The sequence below is a fragment of the Pseudaminobacter salicylatoxidans genome (assembly GCF_003148475.1).
GTDB classification, from domain to species: domain Bacteria; phylum Pseudomonadota; class Alphaproteobacteria; order Rhizobiales; family Rhizobiaceae; genus Pseudaminobacter; species Pseudaminobacter salicylatoxidans.
Map to the genome: position 1 here is coordinate 1 of NZ_QGGG01000004.1, position 22,069 is coordinate 22,069.

General features: G+C 64.0%; 14 protein-coding genes. 3 read left to right on the forward strand and 11 right to left on the reverse strand.

The window, feature by feature from the left end:
* Positions 1-396: 396 nt before the first annotated feature.
* A complete protein-coding gene (locus C7441_RS06565) occupies positions 397-2,349 on the forward strand; it encodes a M23 family metallopeptidase (RefSeq protein WP_019173948.1) in 1,953 nt (650 codons plus the stop codon).
* Positions 2,350-2,376: 27 nt separating this feature from the next.
* On the opposite strand, the gene C7441_RS06570 is transcribed toward C7441_RS06565, so the two are convergent.
* From C7441_RS06570 to secA, 9 genes are all read right to left on the reverse strand, one after another.
* Positions 2,377-3,813 carry an MFS transporter gene (locus tag C7441_RS06570; protein ID WP_244916076.1) on the reverse strand — a complete coding sequence of 479 codons (1,437 nt, stop codon included), beginning with the start codon at positions 3,811-3,813 and terminating at the stop codon, positions 2,377-2,379.
* 162 nt (positions 3,814-3,975) lie between these two features.
* Positions 3,976-5,442: a L,D-transpeptidase family protein gene (locus C7441_RS06575; protein WP_109612203.1), complete on the reverse strand. Its 1,467-nt coding sequence runs from the start codon at positions 5,440-5,442 to the stop codon at positions 3,976-3,978.
* A gap of 150 nt (positions 5,443-5,592) precedes the next feature.
* On the reverse strand, positions 5,593-8,208 hold the full coding sequence (clpB, locus tag C7441_RS06580; protein ID WP_109612204.1) for an ATP-dependent chaperone ClpB: 2,616 nt from the start codon (positions 8,206-8,208) through the stop codon (positions 5,593-5,595).
* Between the two features lie 199 nt (positions 8,209-8,407).
* On the reverse strand, positions 8,408-9,226 hold the full coding sequence (locus tag C7441_RS06585) for a DUF4167 domain-containing protein (RefSeq protein ID WP_019173941.1): 819 nt from the start codon (positions 9,224-9,226) through the stop codon (positions 8,408-8,410).
* 308 nt (positions 9,227-9,534) lie between these two features.
* Complete coding sequence (prmC, locus tag C7441_RS06590; RefSeq protein ID WP_109612205.1) at positions 9,535-10,407, reverse strand: peptide chain release factor N(5)-glutamine methyltransferase; 873 nt, start codon at positions 10,405-10,407, stop codon at positions 9,535-9,537.
* A 55-nt stretch (positions 10,408-10,462) separates the two neighbouring features.
* A complete protein-coding gene (prfA, locus tag C7441_RS06595; protein WP_109612206.1) occupies positions 10,463-11,539 on the reverse strand; it encodes a peptide chain release factor 1 in 1,077 nt (358 codons plus the stop codon).
* Positions 11,540-11,555: 16 nt separating this feature from the next.
* Positions 11,556-13,829 carry a phosphoenolpyruvate--protein phosphotransferase gene (gene ptsP / locus C7441_RS06600; protein ID WP_109612207.1) on the reverse strand — a complete coding sequence of 758 codons (2,274 nt, stop codon included), beginning with the start codon at positions 13,827-13,829 and terminating at the stop codon, positions 11,556-11,558.
* Between the two features lie 78 nt (positions 13,830-13,907).
* Positions 13,908-15,161 carry an aspartate kinase gene (locus C7441_RS06605; RefSeq protein ID WP_109612208.1) on the reverse strand — a complete coding sequence of 418 codons (1,254 nt, stop codon included), beginning with the start codon at positions 15,159-15,161 and terminating at the stop codon, positions 13,908-13,910.
* 423 nt (positions 15,162-15,584) lie between these two features.
* The gene (gene secA / locus C7441_RS06610; protein WP_109612209.1) at positions 15,585-18,317 is read right to left on the reverse strand and encodes a preprotein translocase subunit SecA; all 2,733 of its coding nucleotides are present in this window, start codon (positions 18,315-18,317) and stop codon (positions 15,585-15,587) included.
* 235 nt (positions 18,318-18,552) lie between these two features.
* On the opposite strand from secA, the gene C7441_RS06615 reads away from it, so the two are divergent.
* Entirely contained in the window at positions 18,553-19,458 is a 906-nt protein-coding gene (locus tag C7441_RS06615) for a peptidylprolyl isomerase (RefSeq protein WP_019173936.1), read from the forward strand.
* A 97-nt stretch (positions 19,459-19,555) separates the two neighbouring features.
* Here C7441_RS06615 and C7441_RS06620 read toward each other — a convergent pair whose 3' ends face one another.
* Both C7441_RS06620 and C7441_RS06625 read right to left on the reverse strand, forming a co-directional pair.
* Positions 19,556-20,962, reverse strand: coding sequence for an MFS transporter (locus C7441_RS06620; protein WP_109612210.1), 1,407 nt, complete (start codon positions 20,960-20,962; stop codon positions 19,556-19,558).
* 107 nt (positions 20,963-21,069) lie between these two features.
* Positions 21,070-21,666 (reverse strand): TetR/AcrR family transcriptional regulator, encoded by a 597-nt coding sequence (locus C7441_RS06625; protein ID WP_019173934.1) that lies wholly within the window; start codon positions 21,664-21,666, stop codon positions 21,070-21,072.
* Between the two features lie 117 nt (positions 21,667-21,783).
* Between C7441_RS06625 and C7441_RS06630 the strand changes: the two genes are divergently transcribed.
* Entirely contained in the window at positions 21,784-22,017 is a 234-nt protein-coding gene (locus C7441_RS06630) for a putative antibiotic biosynthesis monooxygenase (protein ID WP_019173933.1), read from the forward strand.
* The last annotated feature ends 52 nt before the right edge of the window (positions 22,018-22,069 follow it).

A 22,069-nucleotide genomic window follows, 5' to 3' on the forward strand; every position in this document is an offset into this window, starting at 1 on the left:
AAACCCCGGAAACATCAAAAATGCAAGCAATTACAACATATTAGACAAAACATACCCAAACCCAAACGCAGAATCACAACCAATCCCACCACCAAACCAAAGATTCCAAACACAGAAGGCCGAACCCGCTATCCACAGACACAAACCGGAAAAGCGGGGCGGTGAAGCTTTTTGCCGGCGTTCCCGAGTCAGAGCCCTATTGCGGCCCAAATCGGCGGCGATCCCTTCCTGCCAGCGGGTCGCTATTATGACTCGCGCGCGTTCCTTATATGGGGCCGATCCGATTGGAGCGGATTCCAAGGGGAGCTTTCGTTGACTTCACCCGCCGGGACAGGCAATTGTCGCGGTCATATTATTCCTCCGGGGCCGATCAGGACGGGAAAAGCCACCGTTTTCATGCAGGATATGGATCAGACCATAGCCGAACTCGGCAACGAGCCGCCGCTGATCGCGGACGGACGCAGCGGGCCGCCCGATCGCCGCGAGGTTTCAGCCCGCTGGCTTTCCGGCACCTTTCTGACCGGCGTGACCTCAAGCGTGCTCATGGGGGTGGCCTTGTTTGCCGCGCTCAACGGGCGCGAACAGCTTGCAACCCCGCCCGAGATCGCCGAACTGGCGGCGCTGAGCCGGACCGGTGACGATGGCGGGCAGAACGCCAAGACCGACCGCGTCGTCCAGCCCCGCCAGATCGCCCGCGCCAAGGACCGGCGCCGCATGGAAGTCTCCATGGCCAGCCGGGTCGGCGACCGCGATGTGGTGCGCACCGTTCCCTTCGTGCAGATCAAGATGGCGCTCGCCGCCGGCTACAAGACGAATCGCAGCTATCCGCCTTTCGACCCGCTCGATGTTTTTGCCGAAGATGGCGCGGCACAGACCGCCGCCGCGCCGGCCGGGCAGATCTATGGCGTCAAGGTCGAAAGCGAGATGAGCCTGAAGACGGTGGATTTCCCGATGGATACCGCCGCCTTCGACGAAAAGAGCGATCTTTCCGCCGATGAGGTGGAGGAGGTCGTGCGCACGACCGGCGCGATCCTGACCGACGGCGACGTGCAGGTCGCGGCTCTTCACTATGTGGACCCGGAGCGCTTCGGCGATTCGCTCGCCACCCAGGCCCTCGCCGGCTCTTATGGCGTGCGCATCGTGCCTGAGAACGTGTCGGTCGCCCCGCGCAGCGGCGCCGATGATGCCACCATGGCCTATGCCGAGGAAATCATCCCCTTCACCGTGGATCGCGAGATCGCGGATGCCTTCACCGCTTCCGGCTATACGGGCGACGATGCAACCGGCATGTCCGAGGCGATCGCCAAGATGCTCAACGGCTCCAAGCTGAAGGCCGGCACGGTGCTGCGCGTGGGCCTGGAAGTGCGCGGCGATGCCGGACGCATCGTGCGCACCAGCGTTTATGACCGCACGCAGCATGTGCTGACCATCGCGCTCAACGACCACAGGCAATATGTGACCACCGACGAGCCGGAGCCGAATCCGGAGCTGCTCACGGCATTCGACGATTCGCCCCCGGCCCTGCCGCGCGGCAACCTGCCCACCGCCTATGACGGCATCTATCGCGCCGCTTATTCCTATGGCATGTCCAGGAGCATGACCAAGCAGCTCATTCGCCTGCTTGCGTCGGATGTGGATTTCCAGTCGCGCCTCAACTCCTCCGACAAGCTGGAGGTGCTGTTTTCCGAACCTGACGGCGACGACCAGATGTCCGAGGATTCGCAACTCCTCTATGTCTCGGCGACGTTCAGCGGCACCACGCGCAATTTCTATCGTTTCCAGCTCAAGGACGGCAGCTTCGACTATTTCGATGGCGACGGCCGCAGCGCCAAGCAGTTCCTGCTGCGCAACCCCTTGCCTAACGGCAAGTTCCGCTCCGGCTTCGGCGCGCGCCGCCATCCGATTCTCGGCTATACCCGCATGCACACCGGCGTCGACTGGGCCGCTCCCACCGGTTCGCCGATCATTGCCGCCGGCAACGGCACAGTGGAGAAGTCGGGCTGGGCCGGCGGCTACGGCAAGCAGACCATCATCCGCCATGCCAATGGCTACGAAACCTCCTACAACCACCAGAGCGCTTTTGCCCGCGGCATCACGGCCGGCGCGAAGGTGCGCCAGGGCCAGGTCATCGGCTATCTGGGATCGACTGGCCTCGCGACCGGTCCGCATCTGCACTATGAGCTGATGGTCAACGGCACGAAGGTGGACCCGATGCGCGTGCGCCTGCCGGGCGGGCGCGTGCTCGATGGCGACGAACTCGTCAGCTTCAAGCGCGAGCGCGAACGGATCGACGATCTCCTCAAGGAAGAAAAGCCCAACCCGCTGAAAGTGGCCAAGGCCGGCGAGTAGAGCACGCGAAATCGCCTGCCGCTCCGGTCAGTCGGTGCCGGACGGCGCCGGAGCCTTGCCGCGATCGGGCCAGGATTGCTGCGTCAGCCAGGAAATGACGGCCGCTCCGGCGCAAAGAATGGCGGATATCCCAGAAATCACCTGAAACGCGCTGTTGGTCGCCGTCACGCGCCGGCCTTCCGCCAGCGTATCGAGCGTCACCTTCGGCACCTCGCCGAAGCCTGCCCCTTCTATCCCATCACCGAGCACGTTACGGAAGACCAGTGCCGCAAGCGCTCCCAATGCCGCCACCGCAAGCAGGCCGGCAGCCCGCGCGACCGCATTGTTGATGCCCGATGCCAGGCCCGTATCGTCATCCGGCACGGCCAGCATGACCGCGGCCGAAAGCGGCGACACCAATATGGCCATGCCGAGACCATTGAGCACGAGCGCAAGGAACGTCGCCCCCCACAGCTCCATGGCCGGCAGGGTGATCGCAAGCAAAGCGTAGGACATCGCGACGACAAGCGCACCGATCGTCAGCGGCCAGCGCGGTCCCCAGCGATCCGCCAGCCGTCCGGCCAATCCCGAGAACAGCGCAATGAACAGCGACATCGGCAGGAACAGCAGGCTCACCTGCCATTCGGGCGTGCCCCAGCCCGCCACCAGCGTCATCGGCATGAAAAACAGCACTGCGCTGAAGGCGAAGAACAGAACCAGCGTATAGAGATTCGCACCCGAAAAGGCCCAATAGCGGAAGAGCTGCAGCTTCACCATGGGGCTGTGCGCCCGATGCTCCCAGAAAACGAACCCGGCGAGAAGGGCGGTCCCGGTCAGCATGCGCATCCCCGGAGAAATGGGCAGGCTCCCTTCCACCGCGCCCATATCCGTCAGCCCCCAGGCCAGAAGGCCCAGCCCGGCCGTTGCCAGCACCGCACCCAACACATCCATTGGCCGCTTGGCGGAGGGCCGATCCGCCGGGACATGGCGGATCAGCATCATGAGCGCCACCACCCCGATCGGGACGTTGATGGCGAAGATGATGCGCCACATCCACGGTTCGCCGGTCGAAAGCACCGCGCCGCCAATGACCGGCCCGAAGGCGGTCGCCAATGACGAATAGGCGGCCCATTTGCCGATGGCCGCACCTCTTATGTCGGCGGGATAAGACTTGGCGATGAGGGCGAGACTGCCCGGAACCATGAGGGCCGCGCCTGTGCCCTGCAGCGCGCGCATCGCGATCAGCATCTGCGCATCTGCCGCAATGGCGCAAAAGAGCGAGGTGACGATGAATATGGCAATGCCCACGGCGAAGATGTTACGTACACCGAAGACATCGCCGGCAACGCCGCCGATCAGCACCAGCGCCGAAAGAAACAGCATATAGGCGTTGCCGATCCACTGCGCCTCGGCCAGCGATGCGCCAAGATCCGTACGGATCACCGGCATTGCCAGCGACACCACGGTTCCGTCGATGAAACCCATGCTGGAAGCGAGGATTGCGGCGATCAGGGCGAACCGGCGCCCCTCCGGCGGACAGAAAGTCCGGGAGCCTGCGGAAAGCGAACCCGATGACACCGGAGCGGACATCGTCGAAGCTTAATTCGCTTCCGCGTTGCTGGCCAGATGCCCGGCGACGCCCGCCGGCTACTCCACGAACTCGACCGGTACGCCAGGGCTGACCAGCTTGGTCAGTTCCTCGGCATCCCAATTGGTCAGGCGCACGCAGCCATGGCTTTCGGTCTTGCCGATCTTGGAGGGATCGGGCGTCCCGTGAATGCCATAGGTCGGCTTGTCGAGCGCGATCCACACCGTGCCAACCGGTCCGTTCGGGCCCGGCGGAATGGTGAGAATCTTGTCGTTGTTGCCCTGCTTGAAATTGAGCTTGGGATTGTAGGTGTAGTTCGGGTTCAGCGCCACGCGCGACACCGCATGGATGCCGGTCGGCGACGGCGTGTCGGCCGAGCCGATGGTCGCCGGATAGGCAACGACCAGCTTGCCCGATTCGTCATAGGCGCGGACCTGCTTGAGGCCCTTGTCGGCGATGATGCGCACAACCTTGGTGGTCGCCTTGCGCCCGGTATTCGCCACCCGGATGATCGTGCCGGGACGGTTGAAATTGGCCTCTGGATTGAGCGCCTTCAGATAGGTTTCGTCCATATGGAAACGCTCGGCCAGCATCTCGGTCACCGAGGTAAAGCTCAGATGATCGAGCTGGGCCTTTTGGCTGTAATCGGCCGGCACGGACGCCACGAAGGGACCAGCGGCATCTTCGGGCGTGATGGTGTATTCGATGAACGGATCACCGCCCGTTGCTGCCAGCGCGGCCTTGATGTCCGCCGTGTCCGTCGATTTCAGATTGACGCCCGTGATATCGCGATAGGCGATCAGCGCCTTGTCGACATTGGAGCCGAACCTGCCGTCGATGACGCCGGGCGATGCCCCTGCCCTGTCGAGCAGGATCTGCAGCGCCGCGACGTCCTCGCGCGCGGTGAAGGCGGGAGCGATCACCTTGCCGGTGGCCGGCGGCGTCTCGATGACCGTATCGGGCGTCGTTTCCTGCGGCGCGGCTTCAAGCGGATCGCCGAGCGGGGCGCGCGTCACCGGCTCGCGGCGCACGACTTGCGGTTCCTCGTTCTGCCGCTGGCCGTAGCCGTTGCGCGGCAGGGCCTCGTCGTCGGGGAACCGGCCGGGCGGCGGCGGGAAATCGTTCAGCCCCGGCGCGCGGCTGTAATCCTGATAGGTGTCGTCGACCGGGGGCTCGGGATACCGGTCCTGATACTGGCGATAGTCGCGCGGCAGCCGCTCCACTTCATAGGAGTCGTCGAGATAGTAGCGATCGCGCTGGCGCGCGGCGCGCCTTTCACCCTGGCGACCGATGGCGCTGCGCGGCGGCTGCACGGCAATGATCTCGCCCGTGTAAGAATCGACAATGACCCGGTTGCCGTTGCCGTCGAAATAAATCTCGACGTCTCCGCGCTGGGCGAGCTGCAACGTATCGCCCTGCGGCCTCTTCTGCGCCTCCTGCGGAGTGGCGCCAACCGCCGCGATTGCGGCGGGAGCCCACAACCCGGCCAGCACCGCCAGGGACAAAAGACCGATCCTGCTCTTCATATTCGTTCAGATTTCCCCGATGCATCGCGGCCGGCACGACAATCCGGCAGTGATTCGACGCACACCACTATGACTTTCACCGTATGCCTACCGGTTCCCACATGAACCGGGCATGAAAATGGCCGCCCGGATATGCGACCGGTAAACGGCTCAGGCGGCCTTTTCGGTCGTCGCCGACGTGCTCGGTCTGGAGCGGAAGTTGAGCCGGTCGGAACCCGCGGTGACCTTGACGGTCGAGCCATCGAGAATCTCGCCGCCGAGAATCTTCTCGGCCAGCGGGTCCTGCAGTTCCTTCTGCATCACCCGCTTCAGCGGCCGCGCGCCATAGGCCGGGTCGTAGCCCTTGTTAGCCAGCCACTCGATGGCATCTTCTTCGAGATCCAGCGTGATCTTGCGATCGGCCAGCAGCTTTTCCAGCCGCTTGAGCTGGATTTCGACGATCTTGTCCATGTCCTGACGGCGCAGGCGGTGGAACAGGATCACCTCGTCCACGCGGTTGAGGAATTCCGGCCGGAACGACGCCCGAACCACAGCCATAACCTCGTCGCGGACGGCGTCGACATCCTCGTTCTCGCCGAGATTGACCAGATATTCCGCCCCAAGATTGGAGGTCATGATGATCAGCGTGTTGCGGAAGTCCACCGTGCGGCCCTGTCCGTCGGTCAGGCGGCCGTCATCGAGAACCTGCAGGAGCACGTTGAAGACATCCGGATGCGCCTTTTCGATCTCGTCGAACAGAATCACCTGATAAGGCCGCCTGCGCACCGCCTCGGTCAGCACGCCGCCCTCCTCATAGCCGACATAGCCGGGAGGCGCGCCGATCAGCCGGGCGACCGAGTGCTTCTCCATGAATTCCGACATGTCGATGCGCACCATCGCCGTCTCGTCATCGAACAGGAAGGAAGCCAGCGCCTTGGTGAGTTCGGTCTTGCCCACACCCGTGGGGCCGAGGAACATGAACGAGCCGATCGGCCGGTTCGGATCCTGCAAGCCCGCGCGTGCACGGCGAACCGCCTTGGACACCGCCTGCACCGCCTCGCCCTGACCGACGACCCGCTTGCCGATCTCGTCTTCCATGCGCAGCAGCTTCTCGCGCTCCCCTTCCAGCATCTTGTCGACCGGAATGCCGGTCCAGCGGGAAACGATGTGCGCGATGTTGTCCGGCGTCACGGTCTCCTGGACCATGCCGTCCTTGCCATCCTGATCCTTTGCCTCGGCCTCCGTGAGCTGACGCTCCAGTTCGGGGATCTTGCCATAGGCAAGCTCGCCGGCGCGCTGGAACTCGCCCTTGCGCTGGGCGATGGCCAGTTCGTTGCGGGCATCGTCGATCTGCTTCTTCAGGTCGGCGGCAAGGCCCAGCTTCTGCTTCTCGGCCTGCCACTTGGCCGTCAGGGCGTCGGATTCCTCCTCCAGCGAGGTCAGCTCCGTCTCGAGCTTCACGAGCCGGTCCTTCGAAGCCTCGTCCTTTTCGACGCGCAGCGCCTCGCGTTCGATCTTGAGCTGCATGATACGGCGGTCGATCTCGTCCAGCGCCTCGGGCTTGGAATCGACCTGCATCCTGAGCCGCGAGGCCGCCTCGTCCACCAGGTCGATCGCCTTGTCGGGCAGGAAGCGGTCGGAGATGTAGCGATTGGACAGCGTCGCGGCCGCAACCAGCGCCGAATCGGAGATGCGCACCTTGTGGTGCTGCTCATACTTCTCCTTCAGCCCGCGCAGGATCGAGATCGTATCCTCCACGGTGGGCTCATCGATGAACACCGGCTGGAAGCGGCGGGCAAGGGCCGCGTCCTTCTCGATATATTTGCGATATTCATCAAGCGTCGTGGCGCCCACGCAGTGCAGTTCGCCGCGCGCAAGCGCGGGTTTCAAGAGGTTCGACGCGTCCATCGCGCCGTCCGCCTTGCCCGCGCCGACCAGCGTGTGCATCTCGTCGATGAACAGAATGATGCCGCCAGCAGCGGAGGTGACTTCCGAAAGCACGGCCTTCAGCCGCTCCTCGAACTCGCCGCGATATTTCGCGCCGGCAATCAGCGCGCCCATGTCGAGCGCCATCAGTTGCTTGTCTTTCAGCGATTCGGGCACGTCGCCATTGACGATGCGCAGCGCCAGGCCCTCGGCGATCGCCGTCTTGCCGACGCCGGGCTCACCGATCAGCACGGGGTTGTTCTTTGTGCGCCGCGACAGCACCTGGATGGTGCGGCGGATTTCGTCATCGCGACCGATGACCGGGTCGAGCTTGCCGGAACGAGCATCCGCCGTCAGGTCGCGCGCATATTTCTTCAGCGCGTCATAGCCTTGCTCCGCACTCGCCGAATCGGCGGTGCGGCCCTTGCGGATGTCGTTGATCGCCTGGTTCAGCGCCTGCGGGGTCACGCCCGCCTTCGCGAGAATCTCCGAAGTCCTGGCGGATTTTTCCATGGCCAGCGCCTGCAGCAGGCGCTCGACGGTGACGAAGCTGTCACCGGCCTTCTTGGCCAGGTCCTCAGCGGTGGAAAATACCTTGGCCAGCGGCTGCGCGAGATAGAGCTGACCGTTGCCGCCCTCGACCCTGGGCAGAGCCTCGAGCGCGCTTTCGACGCCGAGCCTGACGTCGCGCGCATTTCCGCCAGCGCGCTCGATCAGCGAGGCGGCGAGCCCCTCGTCGTCATCGACGAGGACTTTCAGCATATGTTCGGGCGTGAACTGCTGATTGTTCCGGGAAAGGGCAAGTGTCTGGGCCGACTGGATGAATCCCCGAACCCTCTCGGAATATTTCTCTAAATTCATATCTGTCTCCTTCCGTCACCGGCCCGCTTTGCGGCACCGGATCAGATTGCGGTGACGGGCCCGCCCTATCGAGCCGAACCCATTTCCACCCAGATATGGGCATGCGGGAAAAATCCTCAAGACAGCTCGGGCAGGCAGACAAACAAAAACGGCGGAGACATCGTCTCCGCCGTCCAGATAGGGTTAATCCCTTGGCCGGTCAGCCATTGGCCGCAGCAGCCAACACCGTGTCCTCGCCGCCATTTTCGGGGGCCGGCGCGGCATCGCCTTCGGCATTCTTCTCGGCCGCCGCATCCGCGCTGCGGCGCGGACGGCGTCCCCGGCGCGGTGCCGGAGCGGCCTGCTCTTCGCTTGCGGGAGCGGCGCTCGCGTCTTCGGCCGCCTCGGGCGCGACGTTTGCTGCCTCGGCCTGCTGTTGTTGGGCGGAAGCCTGCTCCTGCGGCTGTTCCGGCTGCGGCTCACGCGCCGGCCGGCGGCCACGGCCGCGTCCGCGGTTTTCACCACGCGTATTGCCGCTTTCAGCGGTCGATTCGCTGTTCAGCGCGATTTCGGCCGGCGTGCCTTCGATGACCGGTTGCGGGCCGGTACCTGCATCGCTCGTGGGCGTGGAAGCGGCGGTCGCCTCTGGCGCCGGTGCATTCTGCTGGCCGCTCGTCGGCTGCGCATTGCCGGCATTGTCGAAATCGTCGCGTTCCTGCTCGTCCTCGTCGAAATCGTCGCGGGTCTGCGGGACATGCTGGATCGCCATCTGCGCCTGCGCGGCGGCAATGATGCGATTGTAATGTTCGGCGTGCTGGAGATAGTTTTCCGCCATCACGCGGTCGCCGGCGCTTTGTGCGTCGCGTGCGAGGGTAGCGTATTTCTCGGCGATCTGCTGGGCAGAACCGCGGATCTTCACGTCCGGCCCGTTGCTCTCATAGCTGCGCGTCAGCGGATTTGGTCCCTTGCGACCATTGTTGTTATTGTTACCGCCATTGTTGCGGCCGCGCATGCGCCTGTTCTGCTGTTGTGGCCTCATCCGACTCTCTTCATTTCGAAAAAATTCCGCGGACGGCGTGCATCAGCATCCAGCCGCCTTGTGGTGCTCCGACGGTGTTCGCCCGCATTGCTTGCGTTGGCGTCACGTACCATTCCGTTCCGGTCTCGTGTCACTTGCCGGGTGATCCCCGCACGAAGCTGAAGCGTCGTTCACGCAAGAAGGCAGTTTGTTTCCAAGGGAACCGAATCGCTAAGAGCACTGCCTGCTTCGTCTCATCCGGTGTTTTGAACCTAGCGGCATTCCCAAGAGTTGCCAAGCATTTTTTCGATCCGGTTCAACACTTTGATTCAGCACCGGAAAACAAGCACACGGTCGTTTCCGCCCAGATCTTGTCCGGCTTGCACAAGCTCGAACCCGGCTTGGTCGAAAATATCCGTAACGTCCGTCTTCTGATCGAACCCGATCTCCACAGCGACCCGACCGCCATCTTCCAGATGCCCGGCAACGCCCGCGGAAATCAGGCGGTAGGCCTCAAGGCCGTCGCCGCCTCCGTCCAGTGCGAGCATGGGGTCGAAACTGCGCACCTCTCGTTGGAGCGCGCCAATGTCCGTGCTCTTTATATAAGGCGGGTTTGAGACGATTAAATGGAAACGCCCGGAAATTTTTGCAAACCAGTCGGATTCAACAGTCTCGAAGCGATCGGACAGGCCAAGCAGGCGCGCATTGCGCCCGGCAGCGGCCAGCGCGCCCGGCGCGATGTCGGCCGCGACCGCCATTGCCTGCGGCACCTGGGCAAGCAGCGCAAGCGGAATGGCGCCGGTGCCCGTGCCCAGATCGAGGATGCGGCAGGTTCCCTCCCGTGCGGCCACCTTCCGCACGAAGGGCAGCACCATATCGACCAGCGTTTCGGTATCGGCGCGGGGCTCCAGCGTCTCGGGCGACAGGAAAAGCTTCAACCCGTAGAACTCGCGAAAGCCGAGAATGCGATGCACGGGCTCACCCGCAAGGCGGCGGGAAAGCGCGGCCTCTATCTGTTGCAATGCGGCGCTGTCCAGCACACGGCCGGGTGAAGCAATGGCATCGGCCCGCGTCGTGGCGGAAAAATGCTCGATGATCAGCCGTGCATCGAGCGCGGCGTCTTCAATGCCGGCAGCGGCAAGTCGCTGCCGGGCGGCACGGAGAGTTTCGGCAAGCGTCGGCGAGGCAACGGAAGCGGTCATGACACTACCCTACGCTGAAGGATCGCAACGCATCCGCTCTCCATCTTCCCGGAATTCAGTTTTCCGAGAACTCGGCCAGCAGCTTCGACTGATGGTCGGCGATCAGCGCGTCGATGATCTCGTCCATCTCGCCCATCATCACCCGGTCCAGCTTGTAAAGGGTGAGGTTGATGCGATGGTCGGTCACGCGCCCTTGCGGGAAATTATAGGTGCGTATGCGCTCCGAGCGGTCGCCGGAGCCGACCTGCGCCTTGCGCGATTCGGAGCGCTCGGCATCGGCCTTGGAACGCTCCATGTCGAACAGGCGCGCGCGCAGGATCTGCATGGCGCGCGCCCGGTTCTGGTGCTGCGATTTTTCGGCCTGCACCACCATGATGCCGGTGGGCAGGTGGGTGATGCGCACGGCCGAATCGGTGGTGTTGACGTGCTGGCCACCCGAGCCGGAGGCGCGCATCGTGTCGATGCGGATGTCCTCCGAGCGGATTTCGATGTCGACTTCCTCGGCCTCGGGCAGCACGGCAACGGTCGCGGCCGACGTGTGGATGCGCCCGCCGCCTTCCGTTTCGGGCACGCGCTGCACACGATGCACGCCCGACTCGTATTTCAGCTTGGCGAACACGCCCTTGCCCGAAACCGTGGCGATGATTTCCTTGTAGCCGCCGACATCGCCCTCGCTTATCGAAGCGACGTCCACGCGCCAGCCCTGCTCGGCCGCATAGCGTTCATACATGCGAAACAGATCGCCCGCGAACAGCGCCGCCTCGTCGCCACCGGTGCCGGCGCGAATTTCCAGAATCGCGTTCTTTTCGTCGGCGGCATCCTTGGGCAAGAGCAGGATCTGGATGTCCTGTTGCAGCGCCTCGATCCGGTCCTCCACCTCGGGCAGCTCGGTCTCGGCCAGCGCCCGCATCTCGGCGTCCGTGCCCTTGTCTGAGAGCATTGCGTTGAGATCGGCAAGCTCCTGCTCGGCTCCGCGCAAATCCCTGATCTTGCCGACCATGTCCTGGATGTCGGAATATTCCGACGCCATTTTCACATAGGCGTCCGGGTCCGGGCCTGCCGCCATCTGCGCTTCGAGCATTTCGAAACGCTTGACTACCTGGTCCATGCGGTCGCGGGGCAGATTGATCATAGGCGGTCTTTACACATTACAGCGGGATGCCGCGGTCATCGGCGAAGGTCTGCAGCAGCGCGCGCATCGGCAGATCGACCCGCGGACCCCCAAGATTGTCTTCCATGAACGCCTTGATCTCGTTCACGGGCAGTTCGCACAGCATCGCCTTCACCGGGCCGATCGAGGCCGGCGACATGGAGATGGAGCGGTAGCCGAGGCCGATCAACGCCATGGCCGAGATCGGCTTGCCGGCAAGTTCGCCGCACAGCGTCACCGGCTTGTGGTGGCGCCGCCCGATATCGGCAATATGCTTCAGCACCCGCAGGAACGGCACCGACAGTTGATCGAAGCGATCGGCAAGCTGGGTATTGCCGCGATCCGTGGCCATGACGAACTGGAACAGATCGTTGGAGCCGACCGAGACGAAATCCACCGCCTGCATCAGTTCGTCGAGCTGCCATAGCAGCGACGGCACCTCGACCATGGCGCCGACCTTCAGGCTGGTGGGCAACAGATGGGCGAAGCGCGACAGGTGACGCACCTCGCGGTCGATGATTTCGCGCGCCTGGGCGATTTCGCCCAGTTCCGTCACCATCGGCAGCATCAGCTTGAGCTCGCGCCCGCCGGCGGCCTTGAGCAAAGCCCGGACCTGCGAGCGCAGCAAGCCCGGCCGGTCCAGCGTCAGGCGGATGGCGCGCCAGCCCAGCGCCGGGTTTTCTTCATGCGCCGTGTTCTTGAAGTAGGGCAGCACCTTGTCGCCGCCGATGTCGATGGTGCGGAAGGTGACGGGCTTGCCCTGCGCGGCGTCGAGAACGTCGCGGTAAAGCCTCTCCTGCGCTTCCGCGCGCGGGAATGTCGAGGCCACCATGAACTGCAATTCGGTGCGGAACAGCCCGATGCCGTCAGCGCCGGCATCGGCGAGTTGCGGCAGGTCCACCGCCAGGCCGGCATTGATGAACAGGTCGATATGGACGCCGTCCTTGCTTTTCGGCGGCCTTGTGCGCAATTCGCGGTAAAGCTCCTGCCGGCGCGCGCGGAACCGCACCTTCTCGGCAAAGGCCGCTTCCACATCGGCCTGCGGACGCAGATGCAGCGTGCCATCCTCGCCATCGACGATGATGGCGTCGCCGTTCTCGGCCATGGACACAGCGCCCTTGGCCTGCCCGACGACGGGAATGCCCATGGCGCGCGCAACGATCACGACATGGCTGGTGGCCGCCCCGTCTTCCAGGACCAGCCCGCGCAGCTTGTCGCGCGGATAGTCGAGCATCTCGGCCGCGCCCATGGAACGCGCAACGACGATGGCATCCTTCGGCAGCGCTTCGGCCACATCTTCGGGCGTTCCGCCCATCAACTGCCGCAGCAGCCGGTTGGCGAGATCGTCGAAATCGCTCATCCGCTCGCGCAGATAGGGATCCGTCATGTGCAGCATGCGCGCGCGTGTGTCGCTCTGCACCTTCTCGACTGCGGCTTCCGCCGTCAGGCCGTTGTGGATCGCCTCTTCGAGACGACGCACCCAGCCGCGATCGTTGGCGAACATGCGATAGGCTTCCAGCACCTCACGATGCTCGCCCTCGAAGGCGACCTCGCGGCGCTCCAGCATGTCGTCGATGGAAAGCCTGAGCGAGCCGAGCGCCGTTTCCAGCCGGCGCAGCTCATGCTCGCTGTTTTCATTGAAAAGATTGGTGACGACGATGCGCGGCTCATGCAGCACGACATGGCCGAGCCCCACGCCCTCGTTGAAGGACAGGCCCTTGATGGTGGCCGACCGGCGCAGGTCGAGCTCCAGCCCGCCATGGCGCGTCAGCCGCGCCAGATCGCCCGTAGCGATCATCTCGGCAATCACCATGGCCGTGGTTTCCAGCGCCTCGACCTCTTCCTCGCGGTAGTGGCGCTTGGTGCGGTTCTGGACAACCAGAACGCCCAGCGTGCGTCCCGCCCTCAGCACCGGCACGCCGAGGAAGGAGTGGTAGATCTCTTCACCCGTCTCCGGCAGGTAGGCGAAGGCCGGATGTTCCTGCGCATTGGAAAGGTTGAGCGCGCGGGCGCTGGCGGCGATGGTGCCGACAAGGCCCTGCCCGAGCCGCAATTGCGCGAGGTGGACCGATCCGGGGTTGAGGCCTTCGGTGGCGTAGAGTTCCAGCACCGAGTCGGCGCGCAGGACATAAAGCGAGCAGACTTCCGCCACCATGTTCTGGGCGATGTCGTGCACGATTCGGTCGAGTCGCTCCTGCGGCTCGAGCGGCTCTGCCATGAGCTCGCGCAGCCGTCTCAACAGAACGCGGGGACCGCCAGCCGTGTCACGCATCAGGCGTCGCTCCAAATGTCATTGGCCAGCGTGCATTGTGCCACACGCCGGCGAATGCGCGGACGAAAAATCGTCAGTCTACTGCTTATCGAGCCCGTAGACGGAATGCAAAGTGCGAACGGCCAACTCGGTGTAAGGGCCGTCGATCAGGATGGAAATCTTGATCTCCGACGTGGTGATCGCCCGGATGTTGATGCCCTTGTCGGCGAGCGCCTTGAACGCCGTGGCGGCAACGCCCGCATGGCTGCGCATGCCGATGCCGATGACCGAAATCTTGGACATGCCCGCATCGTGCTGGACGGCGTCGAAGCCGATCTCCGGCCGAATCTTCTCCAGCACCGCCAGCGCCTTGTCGATGTCCGCCGACGGCACGGTGAAGGTCATGTCGGTCGACTTGCCGTCCTCGGAGATATTCTGGACGATCATGTCGACATTGATGTTGGCCTCGGCCAGCGGGCCGAAAATGCCTGCGGCGACGCCCGGCCGGTCGGCGACCCGACGCAGCGAAATCTGCGCTTCGTCCTTGGCGTAAGCGATACCGGTGACGACCTGCTGTTCCACGATTTCATCCTCGTCGCAAATGAGCGTTCCGGGCGGATTGTCGAAATCCGCCATTCCGGGTGCGTCCGGCTCCACGAAGGAGGACCGCACGAAGGTGCGCACCCCATGCACCATCGCGAGCTCGACAGACCGCACCTGAAGCACCTTGGCACCGAGCGAAGCCATTTCCAGCATTTCCTCGAAGGAAATGCGGTTCATGCGCCGCGCCTTGGGTTCGATGCGCGGGTCGGTGGTGTAGACGCCGTCCACATCGGTGTAGATGTCGCAGCGATCGGCCTTCACAGCGGCTGCGATCGCCACCGCGCTGGTGTCGGAACCGCCGCGGCCAAGCGTGGCGATGCGGTTGTCCGGCCCAATCCCCTGAAAACCGGCGATGACGGCCACCTGCCCCTGCTTGAAGCGCGAGATGAGCTCGGTGCCGTCGATATCGAGGATGCGCGCCGCGCCATGAGCGTTGTCGGTGCGGATCGGGATCTGCCAGCCCTGCCAGGAGCGGGCGTTGACGCCGATATTCTGCAGCGCAATCGCCAGCAGACCGGACGTGACCTGTTCGCCGGAAGCGACCACGGCGTCATATTCGCGCGCGTCGTGCATGGGGGACGCTTCGCGCGTCCAGGAGACCAGTTCGTTGGTCTTTCCGGACATGGCCGAAACGACAACCGCCACCTCGTGGCCGGAATCGACCTCGCGTTTGACATGGCGGGCCACATTGCGAATGCGGCTGATGTCGGCGACGGAAGTTCCGCCGAATTTCATCACGATACGCGCCATGTAAACCGGTCGCCCTCTACACTGCCCCGGAGACCTGCTGCTGCCACCGGAAAATCGAAACCAAAGCACCGCGAACAAACCGGGTGCCAAGCCGCGGCCTGAATAACCAAAACCCATGCGTTTCGCAAGACGCGCAATGCCGCGCCCGCAATGCAGTAAAGTCTGGCCCGACCGATTTGATGAAACATTGCTCCACGCCGCCGCAAGACCGACGGAGCGGCATCAACGCGATAGCCTCACGATGAATGTCCCCTCGCCGCGCCCTGAACCAGGGGCGCGGAATGAAGCACGCCGGCTTCTCTCCCCCAAGCGGGGAAAGGACAGCCCCGAAGCCCGACGACGTCTCCTCGCATCGCTATCGGGCAGTTCGTTTGGGCATGATCTTTCCCGAAAAGCGGCCTTCCACCCTTCGGGAATCACGATCTAGGCGAAAGCGCCGTGGCAGTGCTTGTACTTCTTGCCCGAGCCACAGGGGCAGGCTTCGTTGCGGCCGACCTTGCCCCAGGTGTCGGGGTTGGCCGGATCGCGGTCTTCGGGCGCCACCACGCGGGTGTCTTCCAGAACCGCCACGGCAACACCGCCGTCATCGCCGAAGTCGTTCTCGCCGGTGGAGGCGTCGATATGCTGGCCGAAGGTCTCAGGCGCCTGCGGCGGCGGGGCATCGGCCGCCTCGCGCACCAGTTCGACGCGCATGAGCTGCGCGGTCACGGCCTGGCGCAGATTGCCCAGCATCGCCTGGAACAACTCGAAGGCCTCAGACTTGTACTCGTTCAGCGGGTCGCGCTGGGCATAGCCACGGAAGCCGACCACCGAACGCAGGTGCTCGAGGTTGACCAGATGCTCACGCCACAGATGGTCGAGCGTCTGCAGCACGACGGAGCGCTCGACATAGGCCATGACCTCCGGACCGAAGCGTTCGGCGCGGTCCGCGGCGGCGGCATCGGCGCGCTCGGTGATGCGTTCGCGAATGTCGTTCTCGCCGATCCCTTCTTCCTGCGCCCAGTCCTCGATCGGCAGGTCGAGATTGAGATATTGCAGCACTTCCTGTTTCAGGTTGGCCGCATCCCACTGTTCGGAATAGGCATTTTCCGGAATGTTCTTGGCGACGATGTCCTCGATGACATCCTGGCGCATTTCCGCGACGGTCTCGGAAAGGTTTGCACCGTCCATCAGCTCGAGGCGCTGGCCGAACACCACCTTGCGCTGGTCGTTCTGCACGTCGTCATATTTGAGCAGGTTCTTGCGGATGTCGAAGTTGCGCGCCTCGACCTTCGTCTGCGCCTTTTCGAGAGCCTTGTTGATCCAGGGATGGATGATGGCCTCGTCTTCCTTCAGGCCGAGCTTCTTCAACATGCCATCCATGCGCTCGGAACCGAAGATGCGCATCAGGTCGTCCTGCAGCGACAGGAAGAACTTCGAGCGGCCGGGGTCGCCCTGACGGCCGGACCGGCCGCGAAGCTGGTTGTCGATGCGGCGGCTTTCATGGCGCTCGGTGGCAAGCACATAGAGGCCGCCGGCGGCCAGCGCCTTTTCCTTGAGCTTGGCGATGTCGTCGCGGATCGCCTGTTCGCGGGCGGTGCGCTCCGCGCCTTCCGGCATGTCGCCCAGTTCCTCGGCGATGCGCATCTCGGCATTGCCGCCGAGCTGGATGTCGGTGCCGCGGCCGGCCATGTTGGTGGCGATGGTAATGGAGCCTGGCTTGCCGGCCTGGGCGACGATCGAGGCTTCGCGCTCGTGGTGGCGGGCGTTCAGCACTTCGAAATCGGTGAAGCCCTCCTTGCGCAGGCGCTCGGCAAGCTGCTCGGACTTCTCGATCGAGGTGGTGCCCACCAGTGTCGGCTGGCCGCGCGAATTGGCTTCGCGGATCTCCTTGACGATCGCCTTGTATTTTTCCTCGACGGTCCGGTAGACCTCGTCGTCCTCGTCGATGCGCTGGACCGGCAGATTGGTCGGCACCACGGTCACTTCCAGACCGTAGATATTGCCGAATTCTTCCGCTTCCGTGTCGGCCGTGCCGGTCATGCCCGCCAGCTTCTCATACATGCGGAAGTAGTTCTGGAAGGTGACCGAGGCCAGCGTCTGGTTTTCAGGCTGGATGGTCACATGCTCCTTGGCCTCCAGGGCCTGGTGCAGACCTTCCGAATAGCGGCGGCCCGGCATCATGCGGCCGGTAAATTCGTCGATGATGACGATCTCGTTGTCCTTGACGATATAGTCCTTGTCGCGCTGGAACAGCCGGTGGGCCTTCAGCGCATTGTTGACGTGATGGACCATGGCGACATTTTCGATGTCGTAGAGCGACTCGCCCTTGAGAAGGTCGGCATCGCGCAAGCGATTCTCGATCTTTTCGGTGCCTTCCTCGGTGAAGATCGCCGTCTTCTGCTTCTCATCGACCTCGTAGTCGGCCGGCTCCAGCGTTTTGATGAAGGCATCGACCGTATTGTACATCTCGGAACGGTCCTCGAGCGGACCGGAGATGATCAGCGGCGTGCGCGCCTCGTCGATCAGGATCGAGTCGACCTCGTCGACGATCGCGAAATTGTGCGGGCGCTGCACCATCTGGGCGCGCTCATATTTCATGTTGTCGCGCAGATAGTCGAAGCCGAGTTCGTTGTTGGTGGCGTAGGTCACGTCGCAGGCATAGGCCGCGCGGCGCTCCTCGTCGCTCATGCCGTGAACGATGACGCCGACGGTCAGCCCGAGGAAGCGATAGATGCGCCCCATCCATTCGGCGTCGCGCCTGGCGAGGTAATCGTTGACGGTGACGACATGCACGCCCTTGCCGGTCAACGCATTGAGATAGACGGGCAGGGTCGCGACCAGCGTCTTGCCTTCGCCCGTGCGCATCTCGGCGATGCCGCCGTCATGCAGCACCATGCCGCCGATGAGCTGGACGTCGAAGGGGCGCAGGCCCAAGGCCCGGCGCGCGCCCTCGCGGGCGACCGCGAAGGCCGGCACGAGCAGGTCGTCGATATTGGCGCCGTTGGCGAGTTGTTCGCGGAACTGGGTGGTGCGGGCACGCAACTCGTCGTCGGAAAGCGCGCGCATCTCGTTTTCGAGAGCGTTGACCGCCGCCACGCGGGGCCTTGTCGCCTTCACGCGACGATCGTTGGAGGAGCCGAAAATCTTACGGGCGATACCGCCGAGACTGACCATCAAAAGGCCTTTCAGTTCGAATCTTGCCGACCGGATGCCGGCGCAACCCGCACAGGTCCATCTGAAACAGGTAACACCGAAAAGCGCCCGGAAAACGGTTCTGGACGCGAAGTCGAAGGACAGATAAGAGGGGCCTGAAGCGATGTCAACGTGGCAGCGTTGCTGTTGCCCCAGCCTAATTCAGCCATATTTGTGCTGATCTGAAGGTTTCTTCCATCCCACTGGAGAGTTTCTGATGCCCCTTTCGTTCCGACGCGCCACGCTTGCCGGCCTCGGCGTGATGCTTGCGCTGGCCGCGCCGGCTGCCACGCAGGCCTTCGCGCAGGAAAGCAAGCCCGCTGCCGAGGCGCCGGCCAAGCCGGTCGACCCTGCCGCCGTGGTGGCGACCGTCAACGGCCAAACCATCACCGAAGGCGACCTAACCAGCGCGGAAAGCGACCTGGATCAACAGTTTTCGCGGCTTCCGGCCGAGCAGCGTCGCGCTGCCGCCCTGTCGGCAATCATCGAGATCCGCCTGCTGGCAGGGGAAGCACAGGCCAAGGGCCTGGACAAGGACCCCGAATTCCAGCGCCGCATGAAGTTCCTGCAGGACCGTGCCCTGCATAGCCAGGTCGTCGAGCAGGAAGTCGCCAAGGCGATCACCGACGACGAGATCCGCGCCCGCTACGACAAGGAAATCGCCGCCGCGCCGGCCGTGAACGAGGTTCACGCCCGTCACATTCTGGTGAAGACCAAGGAAGAAGCCGAGGCCATCATCAAGCAGCTCGACGGTGGCGCCAAGTTCGAGGACATCGCCAAGGAGAAGTCCAGCGATGCGGGCTCGGGCGCCAATGGCGGCGACCTGGGCTATTTCGGCCCCGGCCAGATGGTGCCGGAGTTCGAAAAGGCCGCCTTCGCGCTGGAGCCGGGCTCCTACACCAAGGAGCCGGTGCAGAGCCAGTTCGGCTGGCACATCATCAAGGTGGAAGACAAGCGCGCCCAGCAGCCGCCGGCATTCGACCAGGTGAAGGAGCAGGTGCGCTCGCTGCTGCTGCGCGACAAGTATTTCGCGCTGGTCAAGTCACTGCGCGGCGCGGCCAAGATCGACGTCACGGACCCCGAACTGAAGAAGTCCGTCGATCAGATCGACCAGGGCAAGTAAACAGCCATCGGGCCCCTTCGGGCCGACCGGATCGGAAAAAGGGTCGCGGCTTTCGCGGCCCTTTTTTGTTGACGCGGTACTTTCGGCGATCCGTTTCTCAGGCCTTGACCGCCACCCCGCTCAGCCGCCAGGCGGCAAGGAAACCGGCGAACGCCATCGGCAAGGCGGTGACGAAAACCCAGATCGCGGTCGCTTGCGCGCTGGCGACCGTCAGCCCGCCGCCGAACCCCACGAGATTGGCGGTCGCGCCCGCGATTGCCGCGCCGACCGCGCCGCCGGATTGGCGCACGGCAATGAAGGCCGAGGCGCCGATGGCGCGGTCTTCATCGGCGATCACGCCCAGAAGCCGCCGGTTCATCAGGCTGGAGGAAAAGCCAAACCCCGCGCCGACAGTCGCGGCTGCAGCAATGACGAAGGCCAGCGGGGCGCTGTGCATGAACAGCGCAAGCATCGCAACCCCGAGAAGAATGCATATCGCGCCGCGGCGGATCGCGCGTTGCTCGCCGATGCCGCCCGAAATACCCGCCACGGTGAAGGCAGCCAGCGTCCACGACAAAGCCTGAATACCGACGATATAGCCCGCCGCCAGCGGCGACAGGCCATGAAGCGTCTGCAGGATCGCCGGACCATAGACGGTCAGCCCCATGGAGGCGGCCGTGAGGGCGAAAAGCGCTGCATAGCCGGAACCGCAAATCGTCCGCAGGTCCCCCGCCTGGTGCGGCAGCAACCGCACTTTGGCCGTCGCGTCTATCCGCAGGACAAGGGCGAGAATGGCAAGGCCCAGCACCACGAGTGCGACCGTCACCGCCGGCTGAGGAACCATATCGGCCACCGAGATCGCGGTGACGCCGAGGCCCAGCGTGATGAGCTGTAGCCATGGCACGCCTGTCCGCCCCTGCGATTTCACGGTGCCCTTGAGCAGGAAGGGCGCGGCGGCGCCGAACAGCAGCGCCTGCGCGGCAAACAGCCAGAACACCGAGCGCCAGTCGCCTGCCTCGGCAAACAGGCCGCCCACCAGCGGACCGAGAACGGTGGCGACGCCCCAGACCCCGGAGATCGAGGCGAACACGCGCGCCAGATGCCGTTCGGGGAAAAGCATTGCCGTCGCGACCATGGCAAAGCCCGCGATCCAGCCGCAGCCGATGCCTTGCAGGATGCGGCCGGCGAGAAAGGTGCCCATGTCGGGCGCAGCCGCGCTGAGCGCGCAGCCTGCGGTCAGGACGAGGCCGGCGATGGTCGTGGCAAGCCGCAGGCCGAAGATTTCGGAAAGCCTGCCCGAACTTGCGCCCGCCAGGATCGCGCCCACCAGAAAGCCGGCGACGGCCCAGCTGAAATAGGCATAACCGCCAAGCTCGGCGCCGACGCTCGGCATGATCGTGGCCGTGACCAGCGTGTCGGCGGCGTTCAGCCAGATACCGAGGCAGATCAGCGCAAAGCGGGGCAGCCTGCCTTCCGCGAACAGGTCCGCCCATCCGGTTTCGGCGCGTTGCGACAATTGCGTCATGCTTCGTCCTTCTCGTGGAGACGGGAAACTGGACGCTGCGGCCCCGGATCGCAATGCCTCAATTTCCGCAATGCGGCGGTCCAGCATTTTGTCGGTCACGCGGCTGCTTATGCGTCGGCGAGAATACCGTGCATGATGGCGCGGATGGCCACGCGGGTCGTTGCCTCGTCCTCGCCGATGCGCCCCGTCAGCAGATGCACCCACGCATATGAGGCAACGAGATCGGCCACCACCGTAGGCTCGACATCGGCGCGCACCTCGCCCCGCTCGATGGCGCGGGCCACCATGCGCCCGGTGTGGGCACGCCTGTTGTGGGCATATTCGGTGAGTGCGGTCGCCGCCGCCTCGTCGCTCTGGGCCTCGGCGATCACCGAGCGGAAGATGCTGCCGGCAGGTGTGTCGCGCCAGTGCTGGAACAGCGCCTGTACGAACTGGACGAAGTCCTCTTCCAGATTGCCGGTATCGGGATTGTCGACGCGCTTCTGGCGCTGGTAGACGTCGATCAGCAGGGCAGCCTTGCTCGGCCACCAGCGATAGATGGTGGGCTTGCCCGCCCGCGCGCGGCGCGCCACCGCCTCGATGGAAAACCCCGCGTAACCAGCCTCCAGCAATACCGCCTCCGCCGCCTCGCGGATGGCGTCGGCACTGGCCGGATTGCGTTTTGCGCCGATGGAGCGGCGCGTCTCCTCCATATTCGCGGTCATGTCTCCATCCCGATTCCGATACCCCCGAAAAATTTCCCGGAACGATAACATGACGGCTTGACGAAACGAAACGGTTCGTTTTATTTAACGGAACGTTCCGTTTCGATATAGGTTCTCATGCCCTCCCCCACCCGCTTCTCCCGCCCGCGCTTTGCGCTGCTCGTGCTGCTTGGCGTCTATCCGCTCATCACCGCATTGCTCTACATCGTCTTCCCGCTGACCAGCGGCTGGACGATCTGGCAACGCACGCTCGTCATCGTGCCGATCATGGTCACGTCGATGATCTGGGGTCTCATTCCGGTGCTGCACAAGCTGTTCCCCGGCTTCATCAATCCCAAGGTCAGGCTCTGATCCGTCCTCAGGCACGAAAACGCCTTGCGCGGTTTCGCGCTATCGGGCAAAC

Coding starts and splice junctions, on each gene's coding strand:
- prfA (WP_109612206.1), bottom strand. CDS start 11,539: ATGATCAATCTGCCCCGCGACCGCATGGACCAGGTAGTCAAGCGTTTC.
- C7441_RS06605 (WP_109612208.1), bottom strand. CDS start 15,161: ATGGCGCGTATCGTGATGAAATTCGGCGGAACTTCCGTCGCCGACATC.
- C7441_RS06565 (WP_019173948.1), top strand. CDS start 397: ATGCAGGATATGGATCAGACCATAGCCGAACTCGGCAACGAGCCGCCG.
- prmC (WP_109612205.1), bottom strand. CDS start 10,407: ATGACCGCTTCCGTTGCCTCGCCGACGCTTGCCGAAACTCTCCGTGCC.
- C7441_RS06570 (WP_244916076.1), bottom strand. CDS start 3,813: ATGGGTTTCATCGACGGAACCGTGGTGTCGCTGGCAATGCCGGTGATC.
- C7441_RS06585 (WP_019173941.1), bottom strand. CDS start 9,226: ATGAGGCCACAACAGCAGAACAGGCGCATGCGCGGCCGCAACAATGGC.
- C7441_RS06575 (WP_109612203.1), bottom strand. CDS start 5,442: ATGAAGAGCAGGATCGGTCTTTTGTCCCTGGCGGTGCTGGCCGGGTTG.
- C7441_RS06615 (WP_019173936.1), top strand. CDS start 18,553: ATGCCCCTTTCGTTCCGACGCGCCACGCTTGCCGGCCTCGGCGTGATG.
- ptsP (WP_109612207.1), bottom strand. CDS start 13,829: ATGCGTGACACGGCTGGCGGTCCCCGCGTTCTGTTGAGACGGCTGCGC.
- C7441_RS06625 (WP_019173934.1), bottom strand. CDS start 21,666: ATGACCGCGAATATGGAGGAGACGCGCCGCTCCATCGGCGCAAAACGC.
- clpB (WP_109612204.1), bottom strand. CDS start 8,208: ATGAATTTAGAGAAATATTCCGAGAGGGTTCGGGGATTCATCCAGTCG.
- C7441_RS06630 (WP_019173933.1), top strand. CDS start 21,784: ATGCCCTCCCCCACCCGCTTCTCCCGCCCGCGCTTTGCGCTGCTCGTG.
- secA (WP_109612209.1), bottom strand. CDS start 18,317: ATGGTCAGTCTCGGCGGTATCGCCCGTAAGATTTTCGGCTCCTCCAAC.
- C7441_RS06620 (WP_109612210.1), bottom strand. CDS start 20,962: ATGACGCAATTGTCGCAACGCGCCGAAACCGGATGGGCGGACCTGTTC.